The organism is Hydrogenophaga sp., assembly GCF_019264445.1.
In the GTDB taxonomy this organism is placed as follows: domain Bacteria; phylum Pseudomonadota; class Gammaproteobacteria; order Burkholderiales; family Burkholderiaceae_C; genus Hydrogenophaga.
Genome location: NZ_JAHVAB010000061.1, coordinates 28,184 through 45,816, shown reverse-complemented (window position 1 = coordinate 45,816; position 17,633 = coordinate 28,184). Strand labels below are relative to the sequence as shown.

Annotated in this window: 15 protein-coding genes; 8 read left to right on the top strand and 7 right to left on the bottom strand. The window is 66.6% G+C overall.

From position 1 onward, the window contains the following. Positions 1-46: 46 nt before the first annotated feature. The gene (sucC, locus tag KXJ60_RS12540; RefSeq protein WP_291127906.1) at positions 47-1,207 is read right to left on the bottom strand and encodes an ADP-forming succinate--CoA ligase subunit beta; all 1,161 of its coding nucleotides are present in this window, start codon (positions 1,205-1,207) and stop codon (positions 47-49) included. Between the two features lie 173 nt (positions 1,208-1,380). Here sucC and argC point away from each other — a divergent pair, with 173 nt between their 5' ends. Together argC and KXJ60_RS12530 are read left to right on the top strand one after the other, a co-directional pair. Further along, entirely contained in the window at positions 1,381-2,292 is a 912-nt protein-coding gene (argC, locus tag KXJ60_RS12535) for an N-acetyl-gamma-glutamyl-phosphate reductase (RefSeq protein ID WP_291127904.1), read from the top strand. Positions 2,293-2,397: 105 nt separating this feature from the next. After that, positions 2,398-3,957, top strand: coding sequence for an MFS transporter (locus tag KXJ60_RS12530; RefSeq protein WP_291127902.1), 1,560 nt, complete (start codon positions 2,398-2,400; stop codon positions 3,955-3,957). Between the two features lie 9 nt (positions 3,958-3,966). Here KXJ60_RS12530 and recX read toward each other — a convergent pair whose 3' ends face one another. After that, positions 3,967-4,419, bottom strand: a complete 453-nt coding sequence (recX, locus tag KXJ60_RS12525) for a recombination regulator RecX (protein ID WP_291127899.1) — start codon at positions 4,417-4,419, stop codon at positions 3,967-3,969. Between the two features lie 51 nt (positions 4,420-4,470). After that, positions 4,471-5,586 carry a recombinase RecA gene (gene recA, locus KXJ60_RS12520; RefSeq protein ID WP_291127896.1) on the bottom strand — a complete coding sequence of 372 codons (1,116 nt, stop codon included), beginning with the start codon at positions 5,584-5,586 and terminating at the stop codon, positions 4,471-4,473. Positions 5,587-5,722: 136 nt separating this feature from the next. On the opposite strand from recA, the gene KXJ60_RS12515 reads away from it, so the two are divergent. From KXJ60_RS12515 to KXJ60_RS12505, 3 genes are all read left to right on the top strand, one after another. Continuing rightward, entirely contained in the window at positions 5,723-6,235 is a 513-nt protein-coding gene (locus tag KXJ60_RS12515; protein ID WP_291127893.1) for a MarR family transcriptional regulator, read from the top strand. 99 nt (positions 6,236-6,334) lie between these two features. Further along, a complete protein-coding gene (locus KXJ60_RS12510) occupies positions 6,335-7,009 on the top strand; it encodes a response regulator transcription factor (RefSeq protein ID WP_291127890.1) in 675 nt (224 codons plus the stop codon). 115 nt (positions 7,010-7,124) lie between these two features. Beyond that, on the top strand, positions 7,125-8,501 hold the full coding sequence (locus KXJ60_RS12505) for a sensor histidine kinase (RefSeq protein ID WP_291127946.1): 1,377 nt from the start codon (positions 7,125-7,127) through the stop codon (positions 8,499-8,501). 4 nt (positions 8,502-8,505) lie between these two features. Here the strand turns inward: KXJ60_RS12505 and KXJ60_RS12500 are convergent, their stop codons facing one another. Both KXJ60_RS12500 and KXJ60_RS12495 read right to left on the bottom strand, forming a co-directional pair. Then, complete coding sequence (locus KXJ60_RS12500) at positions 8,506-9,156, bottom strand: glutathione S-transferase family protein (protein WP_291127887.1); 651 nt, start codon at positions 9,154-9,156, stop codon at positions 8,506-8,508. A gap of 23 nt (positions 9,157-9,179) precedes the next feature. Beyond that, on the bottom strand, positions 9,180-12,140 hold the full coding sequence (locus KXJ60_RS12495) for a DNA topoisomerase III (RefSeq protein WP_291127884.1): 2,961 nt from the start codon (positions 12,138-12,140) through the stop codon (positions 9,180-9,182). 97 nt (positions 12,141-12,237) lie between these two features. On the opposite strand from KXJ60_RS12495, the gene KXJ60_RS12490 reads away from it, so the two are divergent. The 3 genes from KXJ60_RS12490 to KXJ60_RS12480 are packed head-to-tail and all read left to right on the top strand — an operon-like array spanning position 12,238 to position 14,385. After that, on the top strand, positions 12,238-12,771 hold the full coding sequence (locus KXJ60_RS12490) for an SET domain-containing protein-lysine N-methyltransferase (protein ID WP_291127881.1): 534 nt from the start codon (positions 12,238-12,240) through the stop codon (positions 12,769-12,771). 16 nt (positions 12,772-12,787) lie between these two features. Continuing rightward, a complete protein-coding gene (locus KXJ60_RS12485) occupies positions 12,788-13,591 on the top strand; it encodes a biotin--[acetyl-CoA-carboxylase] ligase (protein ID WP_291127879.1) in 804 nt (267 codons plus the stop codon). Next, positions 13,585-14,385: an SPOR domain-containing protein gene (locus KXJ60_RS12480; RefSeq protein ID WP_291127878.1), complete on the top strand. Its 801-nt coding sequence runs from the start codon at positions 13,585-13,587 to the stop codon at positions 14,383-14,385. The genes KXJ60_RS12485 and KXJ60_RS12480 overlap by 7 nt, the downstream gene beginning before the upstream one ends. A 24-nt stretch (positions 14,386-14,409) precedes the next feature. Here the strand turns inward: KXJ60_RS12480 and KXJ60_RS12475 are convergent, their stop codons facing one another. After that, positions 14,410-16,329 (bottom strand): S8 family serine peptidase, encoded by a 1,920-nt coding sequence (locus KXJ60_RS12475; protein ID WP_291127876.1) that lies wholly within the window; start codon positions 16,327-16,329, stop codon positions 14,410-14,412. A 216-nt stretch (positions 16,330-16,545) separates the two neighbouring features. Continuing rightward, the gene (gap, locus tag KXJ60_RS12470; protein WP_291127874.1) at positions 16,546-17,544 is read right to left on the bottom strand and encodes a type I glyceraldehyde-3-phosphate dehydrogenase; all 999 of its coding nucleotides are present in this window, start codon (positions 17,542-17,544) and stop codon (positions 16,546-16,548) included. Between the last annotated feature and the right edge of the window lie 89 nt (positions 17,545-17,633).

Sequence of the window (17,633 nt, the reverse complement as noted above, 5' to 3'; positions counted from 1 at the left end):
AGTCCTAGTCAGTGAGGGACAGAGCGAAAGATCTGTCCCCAGGTCATTACTTAACGGCAGCGACGATCTTGGTCGCAGCTTCGGCCATGGTGTCTGCAGCGATGATGGGCAGGCCGGACTCGGCCAGCATCTTCTTGCCCAGCTCTTCGTTCGTGCCCTTCATGCGCACGACCAGCGGCACGTTCAGGTTCACGGCCTTGCAGGCGGTGATCACGCCGGTGGCGATGGTGTCGCACTTCATGATGCCGCCGAAGATGTTGACCAGAATGCCTTCGACCTTGGGGTTCTTCAGCATGATCTTGAAGGCTTCGGTGACCTTCTCGGGGGTGGCACCGCCGCCCACGTCCAGGAAGTTGGCGGGCTCGCCGCCAAACAGCTTGATGGTGTCCATGGTGGCCATGGCCAGGCCGGCGCCGTTCACCAGGCAGCCGATGTTGCCGTCGAGGCTGATGTAGGCCAGATCGAACTTGGACGCTTCCACTTCGGCCGGGTCTTCTTCGTCCAGATCGCGGTAGGCCACGATTTCAGGGTGGCGGAAGAGGGCGTTGGAGTCGAAGTTGAACTTGGCGTCCAGCGCCATCAGGTTGCCCTTGGAGTCGCAGTTCAGCGGGTTGATTTCCACCAGCGACGCGTCCGTGTCCATGTAGCACTTGTAGATCTTCGAGAAGATGTCCACGGCCTGGTCGACCGACGCACCGGTCAGGCCAATGGCGGCAGCCACCTTCTTGCTCTGCTCGGGCGTGATGCCCGTCAGCGGGTCGATCATTTCGGTGATGATCTTTTCGGGCGTGGCGTGCGCCACTTCTTCAATGTCCATGCCGCCTTCGCTGGAGGCGATCAGCGCCACCTTCTGCGTGGCGCGGTCGGTGACCAGGGAGACGTACAGTTCGTTCTTGATGTCGGCGCCGTCTTCAATATAGAGGCGGCGAACCTTCTGGCCTTCAGGGCCGGTCTGGTGGGTCTTGAGCTGCATGCCCAGGATCTCGCCAGCCAGACGCTTCACATCGTCCACCGACTTGGCCACCTTCACACCACCGCCCTTGCCGCGGCCGCCGGCGTGGATCTGTGCCTTGACCACCCAGATCGGGCCGCCCAGCTTTTGAGCGGCTTCCACCGCTTCTTGCACCGTAAACGCCGCAATGCCGCGCGGCACGGGCACACCAAACTGGCGCAAGATTTCCTTGCCTTGGTATTCATGGATCTTCATGAGGTGTCTCTCAGGAACAGGTAAAGGAGTGACGGCCGCACCGAGGTGGCCGCAAGGTGGGCACTGAAAACAGCAACCCGGGACTGTATCATGGTGCAACGCACCAAAACAGCGCGCCTGGCGGGCGAGTTTTGGCTCCTTTCCTGAATCCCAACTGACAAGACGGAGCGGCCATGGCCAAGGTTTTCATCGATGGCGAAGCGGGCACCACCGGGCTGCAAATCCGTGAACGCCTTCAGGGCATGCCGCAGATCGAGCTGGTGAGCATCGCGCCCGAGCATCGCAAGGACCCTGCGGTCAAACGCGAGCTGATGGCGCAGGTGGACCTGGTCATCTTGTGTCTGCACGACGACGCTGCCCGCGAATCGGTGGCGATGATCGACGCCCTGCCCGGCGCGCGCCCCAAGGTCATTGACGCGTCCACCGCGCACCGCACGGCAGCGGGCTGGGTGTTCGGATTCCCCGAGCTGGCCGCCGGCCAGCGCGATGCCGTGAAGAACGCCAGCCGCGTGGCCAACCCGGGCTGCTACGCCACAGGCGCCATCGCCCTGCTGCGTCCACTGATCGACGCCGGCGTGCTGCCGGCGGACCACCCCGTAAACCTGCCTGCGGTCAGCGGCTATTCCGGCGGCGGCCGCACGATGATCGAGTCCTACGAAAAGGGCGAGTCGCCCGCGTACGAGCTCTATGCGCTGGGCCTGCAGCACAAACACATCCCTGAAATCATGGCGTACACGGGCCTGCAGCGCCGGCCCATCTTTGTGCCTTCAGTGGGCAACTTTGCCCAGGGCATGCTGGTGCAGTTGCCGCTGCACCTGGACACACTGCCTGCCAGGCCCACACTTGATGACTTGAACGCGGTGTATTCAAAGCACTATGCGGGCAGCGAGTGGGTCAGCCTCCAGCCCGCGACCGCCGACGGCAAGCTCGACGCACTCGCGCTCAACGACACCAACCAGCTCGAAATCCGCGTGTTCGGCAACGCCCAGGCGCAGCATGCCGTGCTGGTGGCGCGGCTGGACAACCTCGGCAAAGGCGCCAGCGGCGCTGCGGTGCAAAACCTCAAGCTCATGCTGGGGCTGTAAACGCCGGCGGCGCTGGTCGAAACGGGCCACATCGCTTCGTCGTGCCTTGTGACGCACCGGCCAACGCCGGGCGCCATGCACGGCTGAAACCTGAGGAGATGCCCCTTGTCCGCCACCCACGCGCCACCCGACATCGCACCGCCGCACGCCACCCGCCGTGAGTGGGTGGCGCTGGGCGTGATCGCTTTGCCTTGCCTGGTCTACGCGATGGACCTCACGGTGCTCAACCTGGCGTTGCCCGCCATCAGCGCCGACCTGCGCCCCTCGGCCTCCGAGCTGCTCTGGATCATCGACATCTATGGCTTCATGGTGGCCGGCCTGCTCATCACCATGGGCACGCTGGGCGACCGCGTGGGGCGCCGGCGCCTGTTGATGATCGGTGCAGCGGCGTTTGCGGCGGCTTCGGTGGCCGCCGCGCTGTCCACCACCGCGCAGGGTCTCATTGCCACGCGCGCACTGCTGGGCATGGCGGGCGCCACGCTCGCGCCCTCGACGCTTTCGCTCATCTCCAACATGTTCCGCAACGAGCGAGAGCGGCGCATCGCCATCGGCATCTGGATCTCAAGCTACTCGGTGGGCGGCGCCATCGGTCCACTCGTGGGTGGCGTGATCCTGCAGTACTTCGCGTGGCCGGCCATTTTCTGGGCGGCGGTGCCAGTGATGTTGTTGCTGCTGGCCGTCGGCCCCTTCCTGCTGCCCGAGTACCGCGATCCGGATGCTGGCCGGCTCGACCTGCGCAGCGTCGCGTTGTCGTTGACCGCGGTGCTCGGCGGTGTGTTTGCACTGAAACGGCTGGCCGAAGGCCATGTCGATGCGCTGACCGCCAGCGCGGCCGCGCTGGGGTTGGCCGCTGGCGTGGCCTTTGTGCGGCGCCAGCGCCGCATCGACTATCCGCTGCTGGACATCGGGTTGTTCGCGCAACCCCGCTTCGCTGCCGCCATCTGCACCTACGCCCTCACCTCGTTCGCCATGTTCGGCGTCTACATCTTCATCTCGCAGCACCTGCAGCTGGTGCTGGGGCTCTCGCCGCTGGTGGCCGGCCTTTGCACCGTGCCCTGGGCGCTGTCGTTCGTGGTCGGCTCCCTGTGTACGCCCGCGCTCGCACAGCGCTGGTCGGCACCCCGCACCATGGTGGCCGGGCTTTCGCTGGCCGCCGTCGGTTTTGCGAGCATGACGATGGTGGACGGCGCGCTCGGACTGGCCTGGCTGATGGGCGGCATGTTGCTCATGGGTCTGGGCATGGCGCCGGTCTTCACCCTGGGCAATGACATCGTGATCAGCTCGGCACCACCCGAGCGGGCTGGCGCGGCTTCGGCCTTGTCGGAAACCAGCGCGGAGCTCTCGGGAGCGCTGGGCATCGCGGTGTTCGGCAGCCTGGCCACAGGGCTGTACCGCGCCGGCATGGCGGGTCAGCTGCCGCCGGGCCTGTCGGCTCAAGCAACGGCAGAGGCGTCCACGCTGGGTGGCGCACTCACCTTGGCAGACAGCCTGGCGGCACCGTCCGCCGAAGCCCTGCGCAGCGCTGCGCGCGCCGCTTTTGTGGACGGGCTTCAGGCGGCGTCGGTGGTGGGCACCGCCATCATGGTGGGCAGTGCGGTGCTGGCCTGGCGCATGCTGCGTTCGGGCAAGGCACAGGCCGCTGCGCCGGACAGCGCGAAGCCCTGAGGCGGACGGTCAGTCGTCCTCGGGCGCGCCTCGCACCACGCGGCGCACGACCTCCGCCTGAAAGCCCCGCGTGAGCAGGAAGCGCATTTGCTTGCCGTGTTCGGCCGCGTCGCCGGGAGGTGCCCCGAATCGCTTGCGCCAGACCTCGCGGGCTCGCGCTTCCTCGGAACCCTGCAAGCTGGCCACCGCTGTGGCCACCGCCTGCGGGTCCAGCCCTTTGGCCTGCAGCTCCTGGCGCACCCGGGCCGCGCCCAGGCGGCCAGCACGCCGATGCACCACCGACTCCAGCACGCGCTGTTCGTCAATGAAGCCCTTGGCGGCGAGCTCGTCCAGCGCCCTGGCCAGTTCGCCAGGCTCGGTTTCGTGTGCGCTCAGCTTGCGCTGGAGCTCGGCGCGCGAATGCTCGCGCCCGGCGAGCAGCCTCAGCGCACGGCCTTTGAGGGAGATCTGGTCGAAGCCCATCAACACCTTCCGGTTGCCATGCCCACGGCAGGTGCCGCGGGCGCTGCGCACTCAGCCGGCCACGGGGGCGGTGTCGGCGTCCTTGTCCTTGGCCGCCTTGGCGGCCTTGCCACCTTTGGTGGCAACGGGCGCTTCGTCCACCGGCAGCAGCGGCACGCCCAGCTCGGTGCGCACCTTGTTCTCGATCTCGACGCGCAATTCGGGGTTTTCGCGCAGGAATTCGCGCGAGTTGTCGCGGCCCTGCCCGATCTTCTCGCCGTTGTAGGCGTACCAGGCACCCGACTTTTCCACCACGCGGTTCACCACGCCCAGGTCGAGGATCTCACCCTCCCGACTGATGCCTTCGCCAAACAGGATGTCGAACTCGGCCGTCTTGAATGGGGGTGACACCTTGTTCTTCACCACCTTGACCTTGGTCTCGTTGCCGATCGAGTCCTCGCCTTTCTTGATCGTGCCGGTGCGGCGAATGTCCAGGCGCACCGAGGCGTAGAACTTCAGCGCGTTGCCGCCGGTGGTGGTCTCGGGGCTGCCGAACATCACGCCGATCTTCATGCGGATCTGGTTGATGAAGATGACCATGCAGTTGGTCTTCTTGATGTGGGCGGTGAGCTTGCGCAGCGCCTGGCTCATCAGGCGGGCCTGCAGGCCGGGCAGCGAGTCGCCCATTTCGCCTTCGAGTTCGGCCTTGGGCGTGAGCGCAGCCACCGAGTCCACCACGATGAGGTCGACCGCGCCGGAGCGGACCAGGCTGTCGACGATTTCAAGCGCCTGTTCGCCGGTGTCGGGCTGGGAAATCAGCAGGTCCTGCAGGTTCACGCCCAGCTTCTGGGCGTACTGGATGTCCAGCGCGTGCTCGGCGTCCACAAAGGCGCAGGTGCCAGCCAGCTTCTGCATTTCGGCGATCACCTGCAGCGTGAGCGTGGTCTTGCCCGACGATTCCGGGCCGTAGATTTCGATGACGCGGCCGCGCGGCAAGCCGCCAACGCCCAGAGCGATGTCCAGGCCCAGCGAGCCGGTGGAGACCACCTGGATGTCCTCGATCACTTCGCCCTCGCCCAGCCGCATGATGGTGCCCTTGCCGAACTGCTTTTCGATCTGGGCCAGTGCGGCCTGCAGGGCCTTGGCTTTTTCGCTGTTGAGGGGGTTGTTCTTGACGGCTGCGTCCATGAGGGGCTCCTGAGCGGTGGGTGGAAGTTCGCAGGGCCTGTGTGAATGCGTACAGGCTGGATGCTTGAACAGCAGTTTACAAGCGCATTGAACGTTCACAATCGATTATTTGGTCAGTTTGCCTTACCATCTGGGCATGTCTGACGCACCCTTGCCTGACGACCGCTGGCGCGGCAGCCACCTGGGCCGTTTGATGGGCCTGGCGCTGCGGCGGTTCGACGAGCGCGTGCTCAGCCTGATGGCGCACGACGCCAACGTGCCGCTGGCGCTTTCCCATCTGGCCGCGCGGGCGCAGGTGGGCGCGGCCCATATTCACCTCACGCGCCACCTCGGCCTGCAAGGCTCGCGGTTGACGGAGCTGGCGCAGCAGGCGGGCATGAGCAAGCAGGCGATGGGCGATCTGGTCACGCAATGCGAAGCGTGGGGACTGGTGCGGCGCGAGCCCGACGCGCGCGATGCCCGCGCCCGGCGCATCGTGTTCACCGACACCGGCTTGCTGTGGCTGGAGGCGTTTCGCCAGGCCGTCGCCCAGGCCGAAGGCGAATTCCGGGCGCAGGTGGGCGACGAAGTGGCCACCGTGGTGGCGCTGGGCCTGGAGGCCTATGGTTCGGAATTGCCGGGCGCGCGCGCGGCGGTGGCCGCCCGGTAAACCCCGGCTGCACCCGCACACGCGCGGCCTAAAATGAGCGGCCCGGTCCAGGGCGCCCCACCGCCCAGCGCTGCCCAGCCAGCCACCCAGGAGACAACCATGCGCATCCTGATTGCCGAAGACGACCACGTGCTGGCCGACGGCCTGCTGCGCAGCCTGCGCGCCGCAGGCGCTGCGGTGGACCACGTCACCAGCGGCACCGAGGCCGATGCCGCCTTGTTGACCAACAACGAATTCGATCTGCTCATCCTCGACCTGGGGCTGCCCAAGCTGCACGGGCTGGAGGTGCTGCGGCGACTGCGCTCGCGGGGCTCGGCACTGCCGGTGCTCATCCTGACCGCGGCCGACAGCATCGAGGAGCGAGTCAAGGGCCTGGACTATGGCGCGGACGACTACATGGCCAAGCCGTTCTCGCTGCAGGAGCTCGAAGCGCGCGTGCGCGCCCTCACGCGGCGCGGCATGGGCGGCTCCACCAACACCATTCGCCACGGCCCGCTGGAGTACGACCAGGCCGGTCGTGTGGCCACCATCGACGGCAAGATGGTGGAGCTGTCGGCGCGCGAGCTGGGCCTGCTGGAGGTGCTGCTGCAGCGCGCAGGACGCCTCGTCAGCAAAGACCAGCTCGTCGAGCGGCTCTGCGAGTGGGGCGAAGAGGTGAGCAACAACGCCATCGAGGTGTACATCCACCGCCTGCGCAAGAAGATCGAGAAGGGCCCGATCCGCATTGCCACCGTGCGCGGCCTGGGCTACTGCCTTGAAAAAATCGCCGGCTGAAACCCCTGCCGGCAACGAAGCCTTGCCGCCCGCGCTGGAGGTGCGTGCAGGGCCCAAGTCGTTCGGCCTCTTCCAGCGCGAGCAACGCAGCCTGTTCGGTGAAATCCTGGACTGGATGCTCACGCCGCTGCTGCTGCTGTGGCCGCTGTCACTGGCCCTGACGTGGTTTGTCGCGCAGGGCATCGCCAGCAAACCGTTCGACCGCGCGCTGGAGTTCAACCTGCAGGCCCTCACGCAGTTCGTGGCCAAGCAGAACGGCCAGGTGAGCTTCAACCTCACGCCCCAGGCGCGGGACCTGCTGCGCGCAGACGACAGCGACCTCGTCTACTACCAGGTGGTCGACCACCGCGGCAAGCTGGTGAGCGGCGAGCCCGAGTTCCCGGCACCCCGCGACAGCGGCATTCCCGAGCCCGGGCTGGTGCTGCTGCGCGATGACGTGGTGCGTGGCGATGAGGTGCGCGTGGCCTACACCTGGCTGGTGCGCGACAACCCCGAACAACTGGTGCTCATGCAGGTGGGTGAGACGCGTGGCAAGCGCTCCACACTCGCGGCGGAAATCATCAAGGGCGTGATGGTGCCGCAGTTCGTCATCCTGCCGCTGGCGGTGTTGCTCGTGTGGCTGGCGCTGGTGCGCGCCATCCGCCCGCTCAACGAGCTGGAGCAGCGCATCCGCGCGCGCAAGCCCGATGACCTGAGCCCGATCGAAGAGTCGGCCATTCCGCAGGAGGTGGCGCCCCTGGTGTCGTCGATCAACGACCTGCTCACGCGGCTCAAAGCCTCGCTCACCACCCAGCGGCGCTTTCTGGCCGATGCGGCGCACCAGCTCAAGACACCGCTGGCAGGCCTGCGCATGCAGGCCGAGCTGGCCCAGCGCGAAAGCGATCCCGCCGAAATCCGGGGCTCGCTGAAGCAAATCGCGCACTCGAGCTCGCGCGCCACGCACACCGTGAACCAGCTGCTGGCGCTGGCGCGCGCCGAAACCACGGGCCGCACCTTGCCCACCGCCCGTATCGACCTCGCGCGCCTGGTGCGCGGCGTGGTGCAGGAGTCGGTTCCGCGAGCGCTGGAACATGGCATCGACCTCGGCTGCGAAGGCCCCGAGGAAGTGCCCGAAGACTGCCTGATGGACGGCAACCCTATCCTGCTGCAGGAGATGGTGCGCAACCTCGTGGACAACGCGATCAACTACAGCGGGCGCGGCGGCGTGGTGACCGCGCGCGTGCTGATCGACCGGTTCAGCGGTGTGCAGATCCTGCAGGTGGAAGACAACGGGCCCGGCATCCCCGAGAACGAACGGGAGTTCGTGCTGCAGCCGTTCTACCGCGCGCTCGGCACCAACGTGGACGGCTCAGGGCTGGGGCTGACCATCGTGCAGGAAATCGCGCAGCAGCACGGCGCCACGGTGCTGATCGACAGCGCCCACCCCGACCGCAGCCCCTCCGGGCTGCTGGCTTCGGTGCGCTTCACGCCGAAAACGCCCCGACAGGAATGACGCGTCAGGCCGCGGGCTTGTAGACGTTGAGCGTGAGGCGCTCGCGCTCCACCGCGCGCGCCACGGGCGGCAGGGCAGCAAAGCGCTGCGCCAGCGCCCAGGTGGCGGGCAGCGTGGTCGGGTCGATACCGGCAAAACCGCCCCAGCGCAGCAGCGTGAGCGCATAGGCATCGAGTGCACCGGGTTGCTCGCCGGTCATCCAGGGCGATGCTTTCTCGGCCAGCAACTCGATCTCGCCCAGCAGTCCCCGGTAGGTCTTGGCGGCGTAAGCGCGAATCGCCTGCCTGGCGGCCTCGTCGTCGGTGAACTTCTCCGGCATGAACACGTGTGTGAACGTGGGATGCACGGTGTTGTTCATCCAGGTCAGTGTCTGCAGGGCCCGCGTGCGTGCCTCACCCGCAGCGGGCAGGATGCCGGCTTGCGGCAGCCGGGCATCCAGGTGCAGCAGGATCGCCACGATCTGCGTGACCACCTGATCGCCGTCCACCAGCACTGGCACCTGGCCACGCGGGTTGATCGCCAGGTACTCCGGGCTGCGCTGCTCGTTCTTGTGCAGCTTCACACCGTGCGGTTCGAACTCGACACCGGAGAGCTCCAGCATGCTGTGCGGCACAAAGGAACAGGCGCCAGGGGCGAAATACAGTTTGAGGCTCATGCGAAACGTCTCCTTGAATGCGATCAACTCAGGTGCTGGCCCACCAGGCCGGCAATCTCGAACATCGTGACCTGGTCCTTGCCGAACACGGGCCGCAGCTTGGCGTCGGCATTGACGCGGCGCTTGTCGGCGGCATCCTGCAGGCCGTTGGCCTTGATGTAGTCCCACAGCTTCTTGACCACCTCGGGGCGCGAGACCAGACCCTCGCCAATGACGGCGGCCAGCGCCGCGCTGGGTTGCTTGCCGCTGGCAGCGGTGGTCTTGCGTGGGGCCTTGGGCGTTTTGGCCGCGGCGGCTTTTTTGGCGGCTGGCGCCTTCTTTGCTGCGGGTGCTTTGGCGGGCGCAGCCTTCTTCGCCGCAGGCGCTTTGGCCGGTGCACCGGCGGCCGTCTTGCGCGGCGGGAACTTGCTGGCACGCGGCTCGAACTCGAAGTTCACCTTGCCCGCCTCCTTGTCCCAGGCCAGGAAGGCCTTGAACGCGCGGCGCGTGCGCATGGAGACGAACTTGTCGAGCAGGTCGGTCTTGCCGGTGGCCAGCAGCTTGGTCATCTGCTCGCGCGAGACCGGCTGCTGCAAGATGATCTTGCCGCTCTTGAAGTCGCAGCTGGGGGTGGGCTGGGCCATGGTGGGCACCGACTTCTCGCACACGTAGTTGCTGCCATGCTCGTGGACCGCACCACCGCACTTGGGGCACTGGCCCAGCGGCTCGCTGCCCGTGAAGTCGACCAGTTCGCCGCTTTCCTCGCCCTTCTTGTCGTCGCCGAAGTCGAACTCCAGCTTCCAGTTCTTTTCTTCTTCGTTGAACTTGATGACGATCTCCGCCACGAACGGCCAGCCCGCCTTGGAGCGGAAGCCTTCCAGCGGGCCGATCTGCTTGGTGGCCAGCAACTGCTCGGCTTCTTCAGGCTCGAAGGTGCGCCCCGCCGGGGACTTGCCAAACGAAAAGCCACACCCTTCGCTGTTGCCGTCGACGCCGGTACAGCCGTAGCGGCGGTAGTTTTCCTTCACCACGCCGCCGCAATTGGGGCAAGGCGTGGACAGCGTGGCGTAGTTGCCCGGAATGGTGTCGCGGTCGTATTCCTTGGCCTTCTTCACCATGCGTTCGGTCATGGCGGCGATCTCGCCCATGAAGGCGGCGCGGCTGAGCTTGCCGTGCTCCATCTGCGCCAGCTTGTATTCCCACTCGCCCGTGAGCTCGGGCTTGGAGAGCTCTTCCACACCCAGCCCGCGCAACAGCGTCATGAGCTGGAAGGCCTTCGCGGTGGGGATGATTTCGCGCCCTTCGCGCAGCATGTACTTCTCGGTCAGCAGACCTTCAATGATGGCAGCGCGCGTGGCTGGCGTGCCCAGCCCCTTCTCCTGCATGGCCTCGCGCAGTTCGTCATCGTCCACCAGCTTGCCCGCGCCTTCCATGGCGCCCAGCAGCGTGGCTTCGGAGTAGCGCGCGGGCGGCTTGGTCTTGAGGCCTTTGGGCTCCACGGTCTCGGTGCGCACGGTCTCGCCTTCGCGCACGGGCACCAGGTTCTGGCCCTTGTCGCCTTCTTTGGCATCAGCCACGTCTTCGGCGGCTTCCTTGCCGTACACCGCCATCCAGCCCGGCTTGACCAGCACCTTGCCTTCGGTCTTAAAGTGGTGGCCCACCGACGAGGTGATGCGCGTGGTCACCATGAATTCCGCCGACGGGAAGAACACCGCCAGGAAGCGGCGCACCACCAGGTCATAGAGCTTCTGCTCGGCTTCGCTCAGGCCGCTGGGCGCCTGCAGCGTGGGGATGATGGCGAAGTGGTCCGACACCTTGCTGTTGTCGAAAACACGCTTGGTCGGGCGGATGTAGTTGTTGTTGAGCGCAGTGAGGGCGTGCGGCGCCAGGTGCTTCATGCCGCTGTCGGCCAGCATCTCAAACGTCTGCTTGACCGTGGGCAGATAGTCCTCGGGCAGGGCGCGCGAATCGGTACGCGGGTAGGTCAACGCCTTGTGGCGTTCGTACAGGCTTTGCGCCAGCTGCAATGTGGTCTTGGCCGAGAAGCCGAAGCGGCCGTTGGCCTCGCGCTGCAGGCTGGTCAGGTCGTACAGCAGACCGCTGGCCTGCGTGGTGGGCTTGCTTTCTTCCTTGACGCTGGCCGCCTTGCCGCGCACGGCCTCGGCAATGGCCATCGCCTCGCGCTGGCTCCAGACGCGGTCGGCGCGCAGCTCGGCATCGGCGTCGTCGCCGGTCGGCTTCTTGAAATTGGGGTCGAACCACTTGCCCGGGTACTCACCGGCCTCGGCCAGAAAGCTGGCGTGGATTTCCCAATAGTCGCGGCTGCGGTGGGCGCGGATCTTTTCTTCACGCTCCACCACGATCGACAGCGTGGGCGTCTGCACGCGGCCCACGGTGGTCAGGAAGAAGCCGCCGTCGCGCGAGTTGAACGCCGTCATGGCGCGCGTGCCGTTGATGCCCACCATCCAGTCGGCTTCCGAGCGGCTGCGAGCGGCGTCGGCCAGGCCGAGCATCTGTTCGTTGCTGCGCAGCTGCTCGAAGCCATCGCGGATGGCCGCTGGCGTCATGGACTGCAGCCACAGGCGCTGCACCGGCTTGCCCAGCGGTTGGTACTGGCCACCTTTGAGGCCACCTGCGTACTGCTCGATCAGGCGAAAGATGAGCTCGCCTTCGCGCCCCGCGTCGCAGGCGTTGATCAGGCGCGTGACGTCCTTGCGCTTGACCAGCTTGACCACCGCGCCCAGACGCGACTTGGTCTTGTCGATGGGCTTGAGTTCAAAGTAAGGCGGCAACACCGGCAGGTGGGCAAAGCTCCACTTGCCACGCTTCACGTCGAACTCTTCGGGTGCAGCAATCTCCACCAGGTGACCCACAGCGGAGGTCACCACGTACTTGTCATTTTCAAAGTGGTCATCGTGCTTGTCGAACTTGCCCGCCACCGGGGTAAGCGCTCGCACGATGTCTTGGGCCACGGATGGCTTCTCGGCAATGACCAGGGTTTTCATCTCTACAATCGGCTTTCCACGCGCGTGTACACGCGCACATGGGCACGCGCACACTCGCGCGCACCTGCATGAAACAACCTTACCAAATATTTTGGCCGTGACGAAAAGCCCCCGCCAGACGCAGCCGCGCCCCACATTGGCCACCAAGGCCCCCGCCGGCGGGAGCCGCCGCATCCAGACACGCCGCTCCGGCGTGCACGGCAAGGGGGTGTACGCCGTGGTTGATCTGGCCGAGGGCGAGACACTGATTGAATACGTCGGCGAGATCATCACCTGGGAAGAAGCGCTGCGCCGCCACCCGCACGACCCGAGCGATCCGAACCACACCTTCTACTTCCACATCGACGAAGACCACGTGATCGACGCCAAGGTGGGCGGCAACTCGGCCCGCTGGATCAACCACAGCTGCGCGCCCAATTGCGAAGCCGACGTGGAAGACGGGCGCGTGTTCATCCGCGCGCGGCGCAACATCCAGGCCGGTGAAGAGCTGTTCTATGACTACGGTCTTGTGATCGACGAGCCCTACACCGCCAAGCTCAAGGCAGAGTACCCCTGCTGGTGCGGCGCCAAGAACTGCCGCGGCACCTTGCTCGCGCCCAAGCGCGCGGGGCGCGCTTCCAAGCTCGGTTGAGGGCGCACTTCCCCGCATGGCCGACACCCTGACCCACCACGCCGAGGCGGTCTGGGAGGCCGTGGTGCCCCTGTTGCCGGGTTTCACGGTAGAAGTGCTGCCCAGCATCGACTCCACCAGCAGCGAACTGATGCGCCGCGCGCGCAACGGGCTCATGGAGCCCGTGCTGCTGACCACCGAGCAGCAAACCGCTGGGCGAGGCCGCCTGGGGAAGGCCTGGCTGAGCAAGCCCGGCCAGTCACTCACCTTTTCCATGGCGTTGCCGCTGGCGCCCGCCAGCTGGTCCGGCCTGTCGCTGGCGGTGGGCGTGAGCCTGGCCAGCAGCCTGCACCCCGATGTGCGACTGAAGTGGCCCAACGACCTCTGGCTGCACCAGCGCAAGCTGGGCGGCATTCTGGTGGAAACCGCGGGTACCGGAGAAGCATCGCAGGGGCAGCGCCTGGTGGTGATCGGCGTGGGCATCAACATCGCCCGGCCCGATGCGTCGGCGGTGGCGGCCCTGGTGCCGGAGGGCTCGGCGGTGGCGGCCATGGCTCCGGCCGGGCTGGCCGAGGTGCACATGGGCATCACCGCCGGCGAGGTGCTCGAACGGGTGGCGCCCGCGCTGGTGCGCGACGTGCTGGCCTTTGCATCCCAGGGGTTTGGCGCGTTCTCGCAGCGCTTCGAACAGCTCGACGCACTGCAAGGCCAGACGGTGCAACTCAGCGACGGCACACGCGGCACAGCCTGCGGCGTCAATGGCGACGGTGCCTTGCAGGTGCTCACTGCGCACGGCATGCAAAGCGTCACGAGCGCAGAAGTGAGTGTGCGACCGTGCTGAGATGGGCCATCGCTGTTCTGGTGCTGGCCAACGCGGGCTACTTCGCATGGACGCAGGGCTATCTCGATGGCCTGGGCCTGTCACCCTTGGAGCAGCGCGAGCCACACCGGCTGGCCGAACAGGTGAAACCGGACGTGCTGCGTTTGCTCAACGGCCCCAAGGCCACGGTGAACGAGCCCGTCGCGCTGGCGCCAGCTCCCGCACCAGCCACCGCAGCCGAGCCCGCACCCGCACCCACACCCACATCGGCTGCGAGCGAGCCCGCGTCGCCTGCCACGAGTGGCCCTTCGGCGGCGGTGCAAGGCCCCGTCTCTGCTGCAGTCGCAGCGGCCAACGGACCCCGCTCCTGCTGGCAGGCAACGGGATTTACCGAAACACAAACCGAGCTGCTCAAGGCCGAACTGGCGCTGCTGGGCCTGCCGGCCAGCAGCTGGCAGCTCAGCGAGGTCCGCAGCAGCGGGCGCTGGATCGTCTACATGGGGCGATACGACAACAACGAACAGGTCGAGCGCAAGAAGGCCGAGTTGCGCGGTCTGGGTGTGCAGTTCCGTGAGATCTCGGCGCCCGGTCTGGCGCCCGGTCTGGCGCTGGGCACCTACTCCACCGAAGACGCGGCGCGTCAGGCGCTGCAGAAGACCGAGCGGGATGGCGTGCGCACCGCCAAGGTGGCGCAAGAGAGAGCGGAGTCCGTCTCGTTCACCTTGCGCCTGCCCGCCATCACCGATGGTCAGCGGTCAGCGGTCGACGGCCTGCGCGAGGCCATGTCGGGCAAGACGCTGAAAAGCTGCGGTTGATCCTGCGCTGCGGTGGCTCGTCGCTCAGGCGCTGCGGCGGCGGCGCTGCCACAACGCCACGGCGATCACCCAGGCCCAGAGGCTCGCGCCCCAGAGTTGACCCGTGGAGCCTCCGCCACCGCCTGACACGACGGGCATGGCGGCCACGACTTGCACGATGTCTTCGCCTGATCGGCTTGGGCTTGCGTCATCGACGACCGTGAGCGAGAACACGTAGGTGCCCTCGCTGCGCAAGGTGGCCTGCGCCACGGCACTGCTCGACGAAGTGATGGTGGCCGCTGGCCCGCTGACCTGCGTCCACTGGTAAGTGACGATCTGTGCCCCGGGAATGGCCACGCTCTGGCTGCCGTCGAGCGTGATCACGGTGCCGGGCTCCACTTGCGACAACGGCTGGATCACCACGGCAGGCCCCGTGGCCAGCGCGACGGACAGGTTCGCATCCAGCAGCCCCGCGCCACAGGTGGTGGTGGTACAGGCACATGGCCCCACGCCGGCGGTTCCGCAGACAGGCAAGCCGGTCATCGGGACGTGCGGGCGCACGCCTGCTTTCATGCGTTCGATGAGCTGGCGCGGACTCAGCGACGGATTCACGGCGAGCATCAGGCTGGCCACGCCCGCAGCCTGTGGAGCGGCAAAACTCGTGCCCTGCTTGTAGCCATAGCCATCGACGCCAGGCACGGTGGCTCCGCTGTTGTCCGCGGACAGCAGCAGCGTCGCTGCGCCGCCTTCGTTGGTGCCGCCGGGCGCGGCCAGGGCCACGCGATCGCCAAAACTGGAGTACCACGCCTTCGAACCGTCCTTGTGCACCGAGGCCACCGTCATGACCCGACGGCAGTCGGCCGGCCGCGTGAGCGTGCTGTCGGCGTTGCCTGCGGCCACGACGATGAGCGCACCCGCTGCGGTGACCGCATCGATGGTCATCTGATAGGCGAACGAACAAGGCGCATCGCCGCCAAAGCTGAGGTTGATCACGCGCGCGGGGTTGGGATTGGTCGGCAGACCCGAGACGGGCAGGCCGGCCGCCCAGCGCAGGCCATCGAGCAGATCGGAGAGCAGGGCGCCGCATTTGCCGGACACGCGCACCGGCAACACACGGGCGCGCCAGTTCAGACCGGCCACGCCCTGCCCGTTGTCGGTGGCGGCCGCCAACTGACCCGCAATGAAGGTGCCGTGCCATGAGCTGCCCGACAGGTCGCAGCTGGCAAAGAGCGGGTTGGCACGGTCGGCAGAGTCGATCCAGTCGCCAGGGTCGGTGGGATCGTTGTCGCGGCCGTTGCCGTCGTTGGCCACAGACAGCTCGCTCACCAGGTCGTACCCTGGCAGCAACTTGCCGGCGAGGTCCGGGTGCCCGGGGCGAATGCCGCTGTCGACCACCGCGACCACGGCCGTGCTGCCCGACAGGCTGCCAATGGTGTCGCCCCACGCGGGAGGCAGGTTCAAGCCCGTGGGGTTGCCCGGGGCCGTGGGCGACTGGAGATGCCATTGCTGGTTGAACAGCGCGTCGTTCGGGACCCGGGGCACACCCAGGCGCGGCACCAGCACATTGGGCTCGACCCACGCCACGTCAGGGTGCAGGCGGGCGCGGCGCAGCGCGTTGTCCAGGGCCTTGCCGCGCAAGGGCTGGTTGAAACGCAGCAACCGGCCGTTGCCTGCTTCGCCGATCGTGCCTTCGGGCAGGCCCGCTTCTTTGGCAACGCGGGAGAGGCGTTCGCGACCCTCGCGCGCCTTTTTGTCCCACCGGGCTTTCGCACCGTCGCGCCCTGAAGCCCAGGGGCCATGCGGCTTGTCGGACGGCGGGTCGTCTGCTTCGTCGCCCTTGAAGCCGATGATCAGGCCTGACGCCTCTGCCACGGAAATCGACTGCTCGGCCCGAGCCGAGGCTGGGGCCAGGATCGCGCCGGCCAGCAGGGCTGCGGAGATCAGGGCGGAGAGCAAGTGCCTCATGGGTGTGAGCGGAAAGCCAATGAACAAGGGCCATCAAACGTTGAAGGGCGGGCGTTGGATTTTGGCACGGCACCCCGCCCTGCCATCCCTGCAAACCCGCCTTTCGGCTGCTTCGCACCGCTTTACAACACACCCTTGACGGAACAGCAAAGCGGCCGATGGGCGCACAAAAAGGGCGCCCGCGGGCGCCTTTTTGCAGTGCAGCACAACGAGTGCTTACTTCGCCACCACGCGCACCATTTCCAGGCACTTGTTGGAGTAACCCCACTCGTTGTCGTACCAGCTCACGACCTTGATGAAGGTCTTGTCCAGCGCGATGCCGGCGTCGGCGTCGAAGATGGAGGTGCGGGTGTCGCCACGGAAGTCGGTGGCCACCACCTTGTCCGTCGTGTAGCCCAGCACGCCCTTCAGGGCGCCTTCGCTCTGTGCCTTCATCTCGGCGCAGATCTCTTCGTAGGTCGCTTCCTTGTTGAGCTCCACGGTCAGATCGACCACCGACACGTCGGACGTGGGCACGCGGAAGCTCATGCCGGTGAGCTTCTTGTTCAGCTCGGGGATCACCACGCCCACCGCCTTGGCAGCGCCCGTGCTGCTGGGGATGATGTTTTCCAGGATGCCGCGGCCGCCGCGCCAGTCCTTGTTGCTCGGGCCGTCCACGGTTTTCTGCGTGGCGGTGGCGGCGTGCACGGTGGTCATCAGCCCCCGCTTGATGCCCCACTTGTCGTTGAGGACCTTGGCAATCGGGGCCAGGCAGTTGGTGGTGCACGAGGCGTTGGAGATGATGGCCTCGCCCTTGTAGGTCTTGTCGTTCACGCCGAAGACAAACATGGGGGTGTCGTCCTTGGACGGGGCGGAGAGGATGACCTTCTTCGCGCCGGCATCCAGGTGCTTCTGGGCGGTGACCTTGTCCAGGAACAGGCCGGTGGATTCGATGACGACGTCGGCGCCAACTTCGTTCCACTTCAGGTTGGCGGGGTCGCGCTCCTGGGTCAGGCGGATCTTCTTGCCGTTGACGATGAGCGTGTTGCCCTCGACAGAAACGGTGCCCTTGAAGCGGCCGTGCACGCTGTCGTACTGCAGCATGTAGGCCAGGTAATCGGGCTCGAGCAGGTCGTTGATGGCCACGACTTCGATGTCGCTGAAGTTCTGGATGGCGCTGCGCAGCACGTTGCGGCCAATGCGGCCAAAGCCGTTGATGCCGATCTTGATGGTCATGAATGCTCCTTTGTTTGAAAAAACCGATCCGTTCGCCCTGAGCCTGTCGAAGGGCTCACCCGTGCGGGGGCTTCGACAAGCTCAGCCCG